This window comes from Nocardia takedensis NBRC 100417, assembly GCF_000308695.1.
In the GTDB taxonomy this organism is placed as follows: domain Bacteria; phylum Actinomycetota; class Actinomycetes; order Mycobacteriales; family Mycobacteriaceae; genus Nocardia; species Nocardia takedensis.
Genome location: NZ_BAGG01000061.1, coordinates 56,792 through 70,617, shown reverse-complemented (window position 1 = coordinate 70,617; position 13,826 = coordinate 56,792). Strand labels below are relative to the sequence as shown.

Sequence of the window (13,826 nt, the reverse complement as noted above, 5' to 3'; positions counted from 1 at the left end):
ATGCCGCGAACACATGCGCTTTCATTCCGCCTACCACACTTCCTCGGCCCCGCGCGCCTGCCCGGCAACCCGTGCTTGACCGCAGGTGAATCCAGGGTTACAAAGGAAATCTCCGCCGACCCGAGCTGTTCGAACCGGCCGACGAGAATTGCACGCCAGTGGTAGCCGATGTCCTAGACGTGGTCGCGGAGTTCGCGATCCCCCGCTCCTCCGTATGGGATCTGCTGGTCGAACCGCAGACCTACCCCCGGGTGTTCACCGGCATCGGCGCGTGCGAACCGCTCGAGAGCGCCGACGGGCACGCGATGCTGCGCTTCCGGATCGGCACCGCCGCCACCGGGATCAACACGCCCAGCGTGCGCATGGTGATCGGACGCATCCGCGACGGATTCGAGTTGCAGTGTCCGGCGCTGGGCAGCTTCGTCTCGGTCCGGGTGACCGGCGACGACAACCGCGCCAAGGTCGTGGTCACGCTGTTCGCCGTCGGCCGCTTGCACCCGGTGGTCGCCGCCTCCTCCAACGCCGCGATCACCGACTGGATCCGCCGCGGTCTGCGCCGGGTGGAGGATCTGGTGCGCGGCGCGCCCACCTCGGTGGTCGTCAACGGGGAGAACAACCCGCTGCGCAGACAGGCGGAGGTGGCCCGGCAGATCGTCACCGCGGGCGTCGCGGTCACCTATCGTCTCGACCGCGGGGTCAAGCAGTTGCGCAGGCTGGCCGAATGGGGGTTCAACCTGGCGGGCGGCTACGCGGCGGCGGCGGCTTTCGCGCCCCGGCACACCGCGCTGGTCGACGCCGACGGCACCCGCAGCTTCGCCGAGATGCACGAGCGCACCCACGCCTTGGCGGCGGCGATGTTCGCGCGCGGACTGGCCCCCGGCGACTCCATCGGCCTACTGGCCCGCAACCATCGCGGCATGGTCGAGGTCATGGTCGCGGCGGGCAAACTCGGCGTCGACGTGGCCCTGCTCAACACCGGCCTGCCGACCCGGCGCATCGAGGAGGTCGTGCAGCGCGACAAGCTCTCGGCGCTGTTCGTGGACGCCGAATTCGACCATCTGGTGCAGTACCTGCACGCCGACATCGCCCGCTACGCCGCCGATCACCGCCCGCCGGGCGTCGGACCGCCGGGCCTGGACGAGCTGATCGCCGACGCCGAGCAGAGCACCGCGAGCTTCCCGAAGCCGACCAATCCCGGCAAGCTGATCGTGCTGACCTCAGGTACCTCTGGCGCGCCCAAGGGCGCGCGCCGTCCGCACCCCAAGGGTTTCGGCACCGTCGCCGCGCTGCTCTCGCGCATTCCCCTGCGCACCGGCGACACCATGCTGATCCCCGCGCCGCTGTTCCACACCTGGGGTCTTGCCGCGCTGCAACTGAGCACGGCGCTGCGCTCCACGGTGGTGCTGCCCGCGCAGTTCGACGCCGAGCAGTGCCTGCGACTGATCGCCGAACACCGGGTGACGGTGTTCATCGCGGTGCCGATCATGGTGCACCGCATCCTGGAACTGCCGGTGCACGTGCGCGAGCGCTACGACACCTCCAGCCTGCGCGTGGTGGCCAGTTGCGGCGCGCCGCTCACGGCCAAGACCGTCCTGCGGTTCATGGACGACTACGGCGACATCCTCTACAACGTCTACGGCTCGACCGAGGTCTCCTGGGCGACCGTCGCCGACCCCGAGGACCTGCGCGCCGCGCCCACCACCGCGGGCAGGCCGCCGCTGGGCACCAGGGTCGCGGTGATGGGCCCCGACCTGGAACCCCTTCCGGTCGGCGCGACCGGGCACATCTTCGTCAGCAACCACATGCTCTTCGACGGCTACGTCAACTCCGCGCCGCCCAACGAGGCCAAGGGCATGCTCGACACCGGCGACCTCGGATACCTGGACGCCTCGGGCAAGTTGTTCATCGACGGACGCGACGACGAGATGATCATCTCCGGCGGCGAGAACGTCTTCCCGCGCCCGGTCGAGGAGGCGCTGGCCTATCTGCCGCAGGTCAGCGAGGTCGCGGTGGTCGGGGTCCCGGATCAGGAATACGGCCAGCGGCTGGCCGCCTTCGTCGTCAAACGCGAAGGGGCGGGACTGGATTCGGATATGGTGCGCAACTACATCCGGCACCGGCTCAGCCGTTTCTCGGTCCCCCGTGACGTCACCTTCCTCAGTTCGCTCCCGCGTGGCGAGACCGGCAAGATCCTCAAGCGCCTGCTCATCGGACCCGACGCGAGCGACCCGCCCGTGCTGGGCTCGGTGGCTCCCGGCTCGCCGTGAGGGCTGGAGATCTCACCACGGCCTCGCCGCCGCGCCTGTGAGTCCGACGAGGTATGCGCCGAACCCGCCTGACCGGGTCGCCGGATGTTTACCGTCGCGGATATGACAGCCACGACCCGAAACCACGAAATCCTCAACTATTTCGGCAAATGCCCGTCCTGCGGATACCCCGCCCGCGCGACCGAGGTCCGCGGCATCGTGCGCCGCGGCGCCGAGGTGACGGTCACCGCCAGCTGCGAACTTCCCTGCGGTTGGTCGGGACCGGTGCCGCTGACCATCATGACCTGACGGGCTCGGCGGCCCGTGCCTCAGCACTCGTTCGGGGCGGGCAGGCCGCGCAGTCGGTCGTCGAGCCAGACCATCGCCTCCGGATAGCCGAGCCCGCCGGCGATGACGTGTTCGCCCGGCACACTTCGATAGACGACCGCGACCCCGAGCGCGCACTGTTCGCGGAACAGTTCGCGCGCGCCTTCGGCGGGGATCCACCATTCCTGTTCGCCGTTGTAGAGGTAGAGCGGGACCGGTGAGCGACGGTCCGCCATGCGCGTCTCCCGGTAGATCTCGGCCGCGAAGTCCGAGTGCAGCGGATCGGGGAAGTTCGCCCCCACGTCGATGGGCAGCATCAGCACGCCCGGCAGCCCGAAAGTACTGGCGCAGGAATCCTTCAGCGGCGAGGTCGACACCCACTGCGCGAGATGGTTCATCCGGCCCAGGATCTCGACGCGTTCGCGCGCGATGCCGAGCACCGCCCCCATGAAGACCCCGGAGGCCAGGTTGGCGTTCATGCTGCGGGCCAGGATCGCGTAGTCGGCGGGTACGCCGCCCAACGTCGCGCCCACCACCACCTCGGCCAGTTCCGGCGCGTAGTCGCCCATCTGCTTGACCGCGCCGTTGGTCGCGATGGCCCCGCCGGAGTAGCCGGTCATCCCGTAGGGGCTCGCGCCGAACTCCTCGGGCAGCAGAGCGCGGACCGCTCGGATCGCGTCGAGGATCGCGCGTCCGGCGACGACGGGTTCGGCGTAGGACATCCACGGTCCTTCGTGATCGGGCAGCAGCACCGCGTAGCCGCGCAGCAGACCCACTTGCAGCGTCGGCGGGACGTAGTCGGTGACGCTGAGGTCACCGGACAGGCCGTGGGCCATGCTGTAGCCGATCGTGCACTTGCGGCCGAGGGCGTTGATCGGCAGGTTGTTCACCACGACCGGCCGCTGTCCCGGACCGGTCCACTCGCCGGTCGGCACCACCAGGGTCGCCGTGGCGAAGGAGGGCCTGCCGCTCGCGTCGGTGGTGCGGAACTTCAGTTGCAGCGCCTGACGGAACGGCATCAGCACCAGCGCGCCCGCGGTCGCGCCGACATCGCGGACTTCGACCACCTGGCCGGGCTCGGCGTCGGCGAGTTCGGCGGGCCACCGGTCGAAGAACGCGTCGCCGACCGGGGACGGCAGTACCGCGGCGCGCAGCGCGGCCAGGTCGGGACCGAACTCCGGGACGTCCGACGGCGGCATCGCCTCCGGTGGCGCGTCGGGCGGCAGCGGCGCGACGGGCGCGGGCGGTAGGATCGCGTCGATCCATTCCTGGACACCGGGCAGCAGGTCGGCCGGATCGGGCGGCGCGGGCAACGACGGCGGGAGTGGCGGTGCGGGCGGTTGGGCCGCGGCGGGAGCGACCGCCGACAGGATCAGAACCACTGCCGCGAAGACGCCGCGTACAGATCTCATGGCACACGCCCCTGGGTGCGAGGTCTACTACTGCGCCCCGGTGTGTGCGGTTACCGTCTCGATGTGCCCCCCGCTCGTGCGGACGCAGGACATTCAGCGTAGGCCCGACGCGCCGGGCGCGATGCGGTCCGTACCCGAGTTGTGCGTGTCATGACGCCGAATCGCAACACCCCGGCGCGGACCGGCGGTTTCCCGGTCCGCCCGGCCGCGACGCGCCCCATCGGCCGCGCCGTCGTGACCCGTCCCAGACCTCCCCTGGCCCGGCGCTGTGAATAGTCAAGCGCGTCCGCACGCCCGTGGTCGCGACCACGGACCGCGCCTTACCGTCGACAGACGGCGGGCGGTATCGCCCGCGCGAAGGGAGACGGTGGCATGGACGGCACTGTGACGACCAGGACGGCGAAGACCCGGCCCGCGACGCGCGGGCGGCGGGCCGCCGAGATCCCCTCGCGCCGGGTCACCGTGTACTTCGACGGACCGAATCCGGACGACCCGATGGTGCTGGAATATCTCGCCACGGGCACCGAGGCCGCCGAGTTCACCTCGGCCGCCCTCCAGGCGGGCCTCACCGTCACCGTGGACGGCATGATCCGCCCCGGCATGCGCAGGTTGCCCTGCTCGGGACTGTGGCACTGACCGGTCAACCCCGGTCGAGCACCCGTCGCAGGAACGCCTTCACATCGTCGAAGGACGCGCGCGCCGCGCCCAGGTGATCGGTGGAATACACCCCGACCTCCAGATCGGCCCCGCCCGCGACCAGATCGGCGACGAGTTTGACGCTGAGCGGGACCGGCACCTCCTGATCGGCGAGTCCCTGACCGACGAACAGCGGCACGGTGTAGCCCGTGGTGGGGATCTCGAGCATCGCGCGCACGGCGGCTTGCAGCGCCGGATCGTCGAGCGGGCGGGTGAGCATGTCCCCGATGGCGACGTCGCGGACCAGCGGATCGGCCTCGATCGCGCAGGTGTCCTCCACGATGCGCACCACCTCGCGGCCCGCGGGCGTCAGGTACCGGTCGACGTCGAGTTCGGGCGCCGAGGCGCGCAGGCCCGCCACGATCATGCCGAAATAGGTGGTGGTCATCCGCAGCGGCAACCGGGGCACCCACGGGCCCAGCAGCGGTGCGACCAATTCCAGATTCGACGGCGGCCCGGTGGCGGCCGCGCCACGGAAGTCCAGATCGGGGGCGTCCGTCGGGGCCAGGGCCGCGGTGAACAGCGCCGTCTGACCGCCCTGGGACTGGCCGAGCACCGCCCACTCGGGACTCACGTCGGCGCTCACCGAACGGGCCGCGCGCACCGCGTCGATCACGCTGCGCGCCTGCGAGGGGCCGTCCAGGTAGGGGTGCGTGCCGGGCGTGCCCAGGCCGACGTAGTCGGAGATCACCACCGCGTAGCCGGCCCGCAGCAGATCCGGGTAGACCGTGCGCAGATAGAAGTCGCGCCGGTTGACGGTGAACGCGCAGTCGTCGGCGATCCCCACGGTGCCGTGCGCGTAGGCCACCACCGGCCACCCGCCCGGCGGCGGCACTCCCGGCGGGAGGTACACGGCCGCGGTGCTCTGCATGGGCGTGCGCGGACCACGCGACCAATAGGACACCCGATAGGACACCCCCGCCTCCGGGACGAGCACCTGATCGGGCAACCCGGTGATCCCCGTGACCTCACCCGGCCGGTCCGCCGCCGCCGTCCCGCACACCGACATCGTCACCGCGACCGTCACGGCGGCGACCGCCACCCATCGACAACCCACCACGGCACCGACTATCGCGGCCGGCCCCGCCGCGGGCAAGCCACCACTCTCGGTGGCCGGATCACCGCCCGCCCCACACCGACTGGCTAGGCTCGGTACGGGCGGCAGCCTGTCGCCGAGACCGCGGAGAGGATGTTCGTTCGTGACATCGAGGACCCCGGACCGGACGGCCGCGCGCCGTCGCGTCACCGTCGCGCGCCGTGCGGGCGCACTGGCCTGCCTCGCGTTGGTCCCGCTCGCCGCGGGATGCGGCGGCCGGGACGCGCAGGTGTCCGCGGACAAGCCTGCGGACACGTCCTCGGCGACCACGGCGGCTCCGGTCACCACCACCGCCACCAAGGTCGCCTCCGCGCCGCCGTCTCCGATGGCGTCGCTGCCGACCGCGGACCCGTACGCGGACCAACCGCTCATCGACCACGTGGAGTGGACCGAGAACGTCGACGGCGCAAGGCTTCTGGTCTTCCCCACGGTCGCGGGCAGGCGCACGGTCACCGGGGGCAACGACGAGCGGGCCTGGCAGGAGGTGCTCGCCCGCGCCGCCGACGCCGAAACCCCCGGCATGCGTGACCAATTCCTCTGCCATTGGGAATGGGCCCGGTTGGTCGCGCCGAACAAGCCCAGTTGGAATCTCGAACCGTGGCGTCCCGATGTCGGGTATCAGGCCACGGTGCAGGCCTCGTGCAATCCGGGCGGCCCCGAACGGTGAGGCCGCCCCGGCGCGGGAACAACCACACGAACGATCGAGAGGAGCATGTCCATGCACATCGTCATCGCGGGTGGGCACGGGAAGATCGCGCTGCTGCTGGCCGAGGCGGCCACGCGGCGTGGTGACACGGTGAGCAGTCTGATCCGCAATCCCGACCACGCCGAGGAGGTCGTGGCGGCGGGAGCGACGCCGGTGCGGGCCGATCTGGAGGCGCTCGACGCCGCGGACCTGGCGGCGCTGCTCGACGGCGCGGACGCGGTCGTATTCGCCGCGGGCGCGGGCCCGGGCAGCGGGGTGGCCCGCAAGTACAGCGTGGACCGCGACGGTTCGGTGCTGCTGGCCGACGCCGCCGAGCGGGCCGGGGTGTCCCGATTCGTGCAGATCTCGAGCATGGGCGCGGGTCAGGCGCCCGCCGCGGGCGCCGACGAGGTGTGGGCGGCCTACCTGGACGCCAAGACCCAGGCCGAGGAGGACCTGCGCGGGCGGAAACTGGACTGGACGATCCTGCGGCCGGGCCGCTTGGTCGACGAGATCGGCACGGGTTCGGTGCGGTTGCAGCGGACGCCCACCGGGCGCGGCGACATCCCGCGCGCCGACGTGGCGGCGGTGGTCCTGGAACTGTTGCACACTCCGGCGACCGCCGGGGCGACTCTCGAGGTGATCGGCGGGGACACACCGTATGTCGACGCCGTGGCCGCCGTAGTTAACTGAACAATAACTATTCGCCGGAGGCGCACCGGGTTACGCGATCCGGGACATCGACTGTCCCGGATCGCGACCACTCCCCGCGCACCCATTCCGACACGCCGGAGCCGAAACGACGACACGCAGTGCGACCGGCGTGTGCGCCGCGAGTCCCCCACCGCCTACGCACCACGCGCACAAGATCACCGCCCCACCTGCGCGGGACAGGCCGAACGGTCGGGTCCGGCCGTCTGGCACACCTCCGGCCATCGGCGTAACACCGGACGCACCGGGTGATTCCGCGAACGCGAACCTTCGACGCGCCGGTCGCGCAACCGCCGGGCGTGTCCGCCACCCGCGCGAACCGCCCGGTCGGAACGGCGGGTCCACGGGGCGGAAAGCTCGAAAACCTCGTTGCGCGAATACAAATGGATCGTACAGATGTACTTGCATCCGAAAGGTCGACGGACCTAGACTCAGTCGCGCAGCGCCAGTCAGGGCACAACAAGGGGAGGCCCGTGAGCTGACGGAAGGCAGTGTCGCCAGAAGTTTGCTGCCGCCACGAATCAGGGGATGGGATCGCTCGACCACCCCCGGCGGCCGGCTCGGTCACGCCGATGCCGCACCGGTCGAACAGTCAAGGAAACGGTTATGACAACAATGAGTACACCGTCGGCCTTCACCGGCCGCAGGAATGTCGCCTACTCGCGGGAGACCGCCGTCGCCTTCGTCATCGACGCGGTCGAATCCACGGGAGCCGCCACCCGCAACGATTTCGACATCGACCGGATCGTCAGCACCGCGCACGCGATCGCCGACGACTGGGATATGAACGCGTTGCAGCCCGACATGTTCTGGCGGATCACCTCCACGTTCATCAGACAGTAGGTTCCGGCTCCGCGCGTCCGTCCCGCAAGACCGACGCGCGTGCTCGCCGTCGCGGTCACCGACCCGCGACGGTGCATCGTGTAACCGACCGCGGCGATGCACCACGGCGATGCACCACGTAACCGAAGAGCCCCGGCTCTCCGGCGGCGACTTCCCGTGCCGTGACATTTCCGGCCGGCCACCACGGCTCACCCGTCCGGCCGACGGCCCCGTAGCATCGCCCCCCGGCGCAAGCCGCACGGTACCTGCGAACTCTCGCGATTCCCTCGGCGCATTCGCGCCCTCCAGCGCCCAGCGCCCAGCGCCCAGCGCCCAGCGCCCAGCGCCCAGCGCCCAACGCCCAACGCCCAACGCCCAACGCCCAACGCCCAACGCCCAACGCCCAACGCCCAACGCCCAACGCCCAACGCCCAACGCCCAACGCCCAGCGCCCAGCGCCCAGCGCCCAGCAGGGAAGAATGCTCGCGCTGCCGCACGCGAATCGCATGCTGTCCGCGCACGAAAATCGGGTGCGAGTCGAATTCCTTCGACTCGCACCCGATCGGTGCTCGCGCGGCGCCTGCCGGTCGTGACGAACTACAGCGTCTCCGCGAAATCCCTGAGCATCTCGATCGACTTGTCCGGTGGCAGGGCCTGCACGCTCAACCTGTCCATGACCGACAGGTACTGCGCGAGGTCCTGACGACGATCGAGGTAGAGCGCACTGGTCAGGTGTTCCAGGTAGACCACGTCGGGCAGTTCGGGTTCGGCGAAGCGCAGGATGCTGAACGAACTCCCCGCCGCGGCGTGCTCGCCCGCGGAGTAGGGCAGGACCTGGATGGTGACGTTCGGAATGCCCGCCAGCTTGATCAGATGGTGCATCTGGTCGCGCTGCACCCGAGTGCCGCCGACCGGGCGGTGCAGTGCCGCCTCGTCGATGACCGCCCAGATCACGGGAGCTTCGTCCCGGTACAGCAGTTCCTGGCGGCGCTGGCGGATCTGCACGCGCCGTTCGGTGTCGGAGTCGTCGCTGCCCAGCGACAGGACGGCCCTGGAGTATTCGGGGGTCTGGAGCAGGCCGGGCACCAGGTGCGCCTCGTAGGTGCGGATCTTGCGCGCGGCCTGTTCCAACCCCAGATATGTGCCGAACCAGGTGGGCAGCAGATCGCTGTAGCGATGCCACCACCCGGGTTCGTTGGCCTGGCGCGCCAATTCGAGGAACGCTTCGCGCTCCTCGGTGTCGAGCACGCCGTACAAGGTCAGCAGATCGCGAATATCGCGTTCCTTGAAACCGGTGCGTCCCAGCTCCAAGCGACTGATCTTCGCGTGGGAACCACGTATCGCGTCGCCGGCGGCCTCGCGGGTGATGCCCCTGCTCTCCCGGAGTTTGCGCAACTGTCCGCCGAGCGCGATCCGAAGCACGGTCGGACCACGTTCCACGGCAACCGATTGCACACGACCGTCGTCATCGGGTTCTGCGATCATGGAGTTCGTCTCCGTACTAGAGGGTGCCCATCAGTGTGTCACAGAACATCGGCTGTAGAACACACCGCGCCGACCTCAATGTTACCTTTCAGCTAGTCAAATCGTCGAATTCGCCGGCTTTCGCCCCGCGAACGAACGCGTCGATCTCCGGACGCGTGTAGAACAGCACGGCCCCTTCGGGATCACGCGAGTTCCGCATCGCCACGAGTCCGCCCGTCGCCTCGGCCACCTCCACGCAGTTGCCACCGTTCGGGCCGCTGAACGAGCTCTTGCGCCAAGCGCTTTCGATCTTGCGCGTGGACATTTCGGACATTCTTTCACTCCTCGGTCGCACCGGATGAACATTGCCGTGAGAATCGGCGGTCTTGCAAATGCACGCTCAAACGTTCTTGCATTCGCACCGCCGCGGCGACGATAGCACGAACTTCCGTGACGCGCGGCCGATAATTCAGACCTACCGGTCGGCTTTTAAACGGGCACAGAAGAAGTCGCGGGATGCCGATTCCGGGTCGCCGAACCGGCCCGCTGCGGGCCGACGAATCTTGTACTGTCACAGAGCACATCGGATGCACCAGCCCGTCGCGACACCCACCCGGCGTGCCGCCAGGACACGCTTGCTGAGGAGCACAACGCAATGCCCGAAGACCATGCCCCCCTGATCCGCACCGACATCCCGCATTCCGCCCGGATCTGGAATTACTGGATGGGCGGCAAGGATTACTACGAAATCGACCGCGAGGCCGGTGACGCGGGTATCGCGGTGGACCCGGAGATCACCACGATGGCCGTGCAGTCGCGACAATTCCTCATCCGCGCGGTGCGTTACCTCGCTGGCGAGGTCGGCATCCGGCAGTTCCTCGACATCGGCACGGGCCTGCCGACGATGCAGAACACCCACGAGGTCGCCCAGGGTGTGGCCCCGGAGTCCAAGGTCGTCTACGTCGACAACGACCCGCTGGTGCTCACCCACGCGCGCGCGCTGCTGACCAGCACCACGCCGGAAGGCGTGACCACCTACGTGGATTCGGACTACCACTTCCCCGAGCAGATCATCGCCGACGCCAAGAACGTACTGAACTTCAACGAACCGGTGGCCGTGATGTTCATGGGCGTGCTCGGCCACGCGAAGTCCTACGACGACCTGCTGCGGATCGTGCGCACGGTGCTGGACGCGGTGCCCTCGGGCAGTTACCTGGTGATGTGGGACGGCAGCGACGACAGCGAGGCGTACGTGACGCTGTGCCAGAACTACACCGGAACCGGCGGCACGCCCTACGTCCCGCGCCCGCAAGCCCAGATCCGCGCCGTCTTCGACGGTTTGGAGCTCGTGGAGCCCGGCTTCGTCTCGCTCACCCAGTGGCGGGCCGGCGATACCGAGGTCGGCGAAGTTCGCCCCATCTCGGCCTACTGCGGGGTGGCGCGCAAGCCCTGAGCTCGAGTTTTCCGCGCGAGTATCGCGCGCGTGACGGCGATTTCCGACCCGGGGGTAGGAAATCGCCGTTTTCGTACCTGTCGGTTTATTTCAGCGGCGAACCCGATTGTTCGTGCAGATGTGCTTGCATTCGCAACCTGGAGACCCATAAACTCGACAGAACAGTCGGGGAGGAACCGACGGCGGAATGTCCCGGGAAATCCGGGAATCCGAAGCTCCGAGCATCACCGTCGATGCCACACCTCCACCTCCCCCGAGCCACACGCGAGGGGCGGTCGACATGAGCCAGGCATTTCGCACTTCCCATCGAAGCGCCGCGGCCGTCGGCGCCGAGTCGGATCGACCCCGTAGTACCACAGCCGATCGCGTCACCGCCGAATGCGGCGGCGAGCCCGGCGGGTTGACCTACCGCCGCGCCCGCGAGATCCTGCGCGTGCACGAGGTGCACGGCCCGCAGTGCAGGCAGTGGCTGGCCGCGGCGGCCTATCTCTCCGCCGGCCTCGACGAGGAATAGCCCCTCCCCCTCCCCGCAGTCCTTCCCTCAGCCACGCACATGCCGGATGTTCGCTCATTCGTCCTTGCGAACGTTCTTGCACCCGTACCGTAAACCGCCCTAGACTCGGCCGGGTCACATCACGGGAGTTCGCACCCGGAGCCGCGTCGGCGTCGCCGTTCGGATTTCGGTGCGCCAGAGTCCAAGGGCACCACATGGACCAGCCACCACGCCGTCGGCGCCGCATCGGCATCGCGGAGATCGCCGCCGCCTACGGCACCGAAGCCCTGCACCATCGCATCGCCCAACTGCACGCCTGCGGGCAGCACTACGCCGCCGTCGCCATCGAACACGAGATCCGCGACGGCGCCATCCGGGACCGCCCGGAGGACTGACACCACGCGCCCGCACCGCCGTCCTCGGCGAACAGGCGCGGGCACAACGGCTTTCGTCGCCACGGGCCCGACGATGAACTCACCCGAACCCGGCACCGCGGTCATATCCATTCCGTATAGTGATGCGACGAATTCGGGCCGGATATGTCGGCCCGAGGGCCCGGGAGCGACATCGATGACCAACTCCGCGCTTGATCTGTCCGCCGAACTACCCGATGCGGCACTCGAAATCGGCGGCTTCCGCGCGTCGGTCTCGTTGCGGAACACCGATCGGGTGGCCTCGCGAATGGTCGGCTATTTCGATTCCCGCACGAACGCCTGCCCCGGCGCGACGGGCGAGCAACTGCGTGGCGACGTCACCCGGCTGACCGAGAACTGCCTGGCGTTGGCGGCCGAGATGTTCGACCGGCGCGCGGTTCCCGGCGCCGAGCGATTCGGTGAGATCCGCGACGCCGCGAGCCGGTGGGCCCGGCAGTCGGTGCCGCTGGGCGCGGTGCTCAGCGCCTACCACGAGGGTTTGCGGATCGCTTTCGGGCTGGTCACCGCGCACGCCGGAGCCGAGGACGTGCGCGAGGTCATGGCGGCGACGGACCTGCTGTTGGCGCTGCTCGCGGCGATCACCGCCGAGATCTCCGAGGTCTACCTCGACGAGCAGCAGGTGGCCGACCGCGAACACCAGACCGCGGCGCAGACGGTGGCCTCGGCGCTGCTCGGCGGGCGCGGCGCCGAAGCGCCGGCCCGGCAGGCGGGCATCCCGATCGCGGCGGCCTACCAAGTGGTGGCGCTGGCCGTGGCCGAGCACCCCGACGAAACCGACCCGAGGGCCGACCCCACCGTCGTCGCCCGGCGCACGCTGCGTCGATTACAGTCGCGGCTCGCCTCCGCGCTGGAGTCCAGGGCGCTCGCGCTGCTGTCCCCCGAGGGCGGCACCCTGCTGATTCCGGCCGACGGGGACGGGCCGCTGTTGACCCCCGAGATCCTCACCCTGCTGTCGGAGGCCGCGCAGGTGCCGCTGCGCGCCGCGGTGGTCGACAGCGTCACCGACGAGGTGCCCGCGGCCGCCCGGCAGGCCCACGAACTGCTCGGCCTGGTCCAGGTCGGCGCGCGCGGTCCCGGCCTCTACCGGATGGCGGACCTGGCCGTGGAGTACCAGCTGACCCGGGGTGGGCCGGCGGGCCACCGCATCGCGACCGTACTGGACCCACTCGACGATCACCCCGAACTGTTCGCCACCATGCGCGCCTACCTGGGCAACGACATGAACCGCAGGCTCACCGCCCGCCAGCTCTACGTCCACCCCAACACCGTCGACTACCGGCTGCGGCGCATCGCCCAGCTCACGCCGATCGACCTGGCGACCTCGGCGGGCATCTCCCAGGCGGCCATCGCGCTGCTCGCCCGCGACCTCGAACGCGGGGTCCCCGACCGCCCCTGACCGGCCGTAGCGGATTCGTGCTGGTCACCGGGAGGCGAAGGGGGGATGCTTGAACCCCGTGCCGAGGATGGTGAGCTATGCGAATCGCGGAAATCTTACGGAGTAAGGGCAGTCACGTCACCACCGTGACCCCCGCCACGACGGTCGGCGTGCTGTTGGCGATCCTGGCCGAGCACGAGATCGGCGCGGTCGTCGTCTCCCCCGACGGCGCGAGGATCCTCGGCATCGTCTCCGAACGCGACGTGGTGCGGCATCTGCACCGCCACGGTCCCGGACTGCTCGACGCCGCGGTCGCGACGATCATGACCACCGAGGTCCGGGTGTGCGCGCCGCAGGACCAGGTCGACGGGCTGCGCCGGGTGATGACCGAGCACCGCGTGCGCCATCTTCCGGTGGTGTCGCAGGGCAGGCTGGTCGGCATCGTGAGCATCGGCGACGTGGTCAAGAGCGCGCTGTCGGAGCTGAGCACCGAGCGCAGCACCCTGGTCGCCTACGTGCAGGGGCAGTACTGACCGACGGCGCGCGAAAGATGTTGTCCCTCTGAAACCTTCGATGCACCCGGGAAGAATTGCGTATCGTGGACAGCGTCCT

At 69.6% G+C, this 13,826-nt stretch carries 15 protein-coding genes; 11 read left to right on the top strand and 4 right to left on the bottom strand.

Features of this window, described 5'->3' with window-relative positions:
• Positions 1-158: 158 nt before the first annotated feature.
• Positions 159-2,267 (top strand): AMP-binding protein, encoded by a 2,109-nt coding sequence (locus ON30_RS12685; RefSeq protein ID WP_040706859.1) that lies wholly within the window; start codon positions 159-161, stop codon positions 2,265-2,267.
• 102 nt (positions 2,268-2,369) lie between these two features.
• On the top strand, positions 2,370-2,555 hold the full coding sequence (locus ON30_RS12680; RefSeq protein ID WP_040706856.1) for a hypothetical protein: 186 nt from the start codon (positions 2,370-2,372) through the stop codon (positions 2,553-2,555).
• A gap of 20 nt (positions 2,556-2,575) precedes the next feature.
• Here ON30_RS12680 and ON30_RS12675 read toward each other — a convergent pair whose 3' ends face one another.
• Complete coding sequence (locus ON30_RS12675) at positions 2,576-3,985, bottom strand: lipase family protein (protein WP_040706855.1); 1,410 nt, start codon at positions 3,983-3,985, stop codon at positions 2,576-2,578.
• A gap of 372 nt (positions 3,986-4,357) precedes the next feature.
• On the opposite strand from ON30_RS12675, the gene ON30_RS12670 reads away from it, so the two are divergent.
• On the top strand, positions 4,358-4,621 hold the full coding sequence (locus ON30_RS12670; RefSeq protein ID WP_040706854.1) for a hypothetical protein: 264 nt from the start codon (positions 4,358-4,360) through the stop codon (positions 4,619-4,621).
• A gap of 4 nt (positions 4,622-4,625) precedes the next feature.
• On the opposite strand, the gene ON30_RS12665 is transcribed toward ON30_RS12670, so the two are convergent.
• A complete protein-coding gene (locus ON30_RS12665) occupies positions 4,626-5,690 on the bottom strand; it encodes a lipase family protein (RefSeq protein WP_051029281.1) in 1,065 nt (354 codons plus the stop codon).
• 190 nt (positions 5,691-5,880) lie between these two features.
• Here ON30_RS12665 and ON30_RS41010 point away from each other — a divergent pair, with 190 nt between their 5' ends.
• From ON30_RS41010 to ON30_RS12650, 3 genes are all read left to right on the top strand, one after another.
• Positions 5,881-6,444 carry a DUF2599 domain-containing protein gene (locus tag ON30_RS41010; RefSeq protein WP_063719869.1) on the top strand — a complete coding sequence of 188 codons (564 nt, stop codon included), beginning with the start codon at positions 5,881-5,883 and terminating at the stop codon, positions 6,442-6,444.
• 51 nt (positions 6,445-6,495) lie between these two features.
• A complete protein-coding gene (locus tag ON30_RS12655) occupies positions 6,496-7,155 on the top strand; it encodes an NAD(P)H-binding protein (RefSeq protein ID WP_040706852.1) in 660 nt (219 codons plus the stop codon).
• Positions 7,156-7,779: 624 nt separating this feature from the next.
• A complete protein-coding gene (locus ON30_RS12650) occupies positions 7,780-8,016 on the top strand; it encodes a hypothetical protein (RefSeq protein WP_245554019.1) in 237 nt (78 codons plus the stop codon).
• A gap of 576 nt (positions 8,017-8,592) precedes the next feature.
• Here ON30_RS12650 and ON30_RS12645 read toward each other — a convergent pair.
• Both ON30_RS12645 and ON30_RS12640 read right to left on the bottom strand, forming a co-directional pair.
• The gene (locus tag ON30_RS12645; protein WP_040706849.1) at positions 8,593-9,480 is read right to left on the bottom strand and encodes a Sco1979 family transcriptional regulator; all 888 of its coding nucleotides are present in this window, start codon (positions 9,478-9,480) and stop codon (positions 8,593-8,595) included.
• 88 nt (positions 9,481-9,568) lie between these two features.
• Positions 9,569-9,793: a DUF397 domain-containing protein gene (locus tag ON30_RS12640; protein ID WP_040706848.1), complete on the bottom strand. Its 225-nt coding sequence runs from the start codon at positions 9,791-9,793 to the stop codon at positions 9,569-9,571.
• 321 nt (positions 9,794-10,114) lie between these two features.
• Between ON30_RS12640 and ON30_RS12635 the strand changes: the two genes are divergently transcribed.
• The 5 genes from ON30_RS12635 to ON30_RS12615 all read left to right on the top strand — a co-directional run bounded on the left by ON30_RS12635 (position 10,115) and on the right by ON30_RS12615 (position 13,747).
• Positions 10,115-10,912 (top strand): SAM-dependent methyltransferase, encoded by a 798-nt coding sequence (locus ON30_RS12635; RefSeq protein WP_040706847.1) that lies wholly within the window; start codon positions 10,115-10,117, stop codon positions 10,910-10,912.
• 280 nt (positions 10,913-11,192) lie between these two features.
• Entirely contained in the window at positions 11,193-11,426 is a 234-nt protein-coding gene (locus ON30_RS12630) for a hypothetical protein (RefSeq protein ID WP_040706846.1), read from the top strand.
• 194 nt (positions 11,427-11,620) lie between these two features.
• The gene (locus ON30_RS12625; RefSeq protein ID WP_040706844.1) at positions 11,621-11,800 is read left to right on the top strand and encodes a hypothetical protein; all 180 of its coding nucleotides are present in this window, start codon (positions 11,621-11,623) and stop codon (positions 11,798-11,800) included.
• 175 nt (positions 11,801-11,975) lie between these two features.
• The gene (locus tag ON30_RS12620; RefSeq protein WP_051029254.1) at positions 11,976-13,235 is read left to right on the top strand and encodes a PucR family transcriptional regulator; all 1,260 of its coding nucleotides are present in this window, start codon (positions 11,976-11,978) and stop codon (positions 13,233-13,235) included.
• A 77-nt stretch (positions 13,236-13,312) separates the two neighbouring features.
• Positions 13,313-13,747: a CBS domain-containing protein gene (locus tag ON30_RS12615; RefSeq protein ID WP_040706842.1), complete on the top strand. Its 435-nt coding sequence runs from the start codon at positions 13,313-13,315 to the stop codon at positions 13,745-13,747.
• The last annotated feature ends 79 nt before the right edge of the window (positions 13,748-13,826 follow it).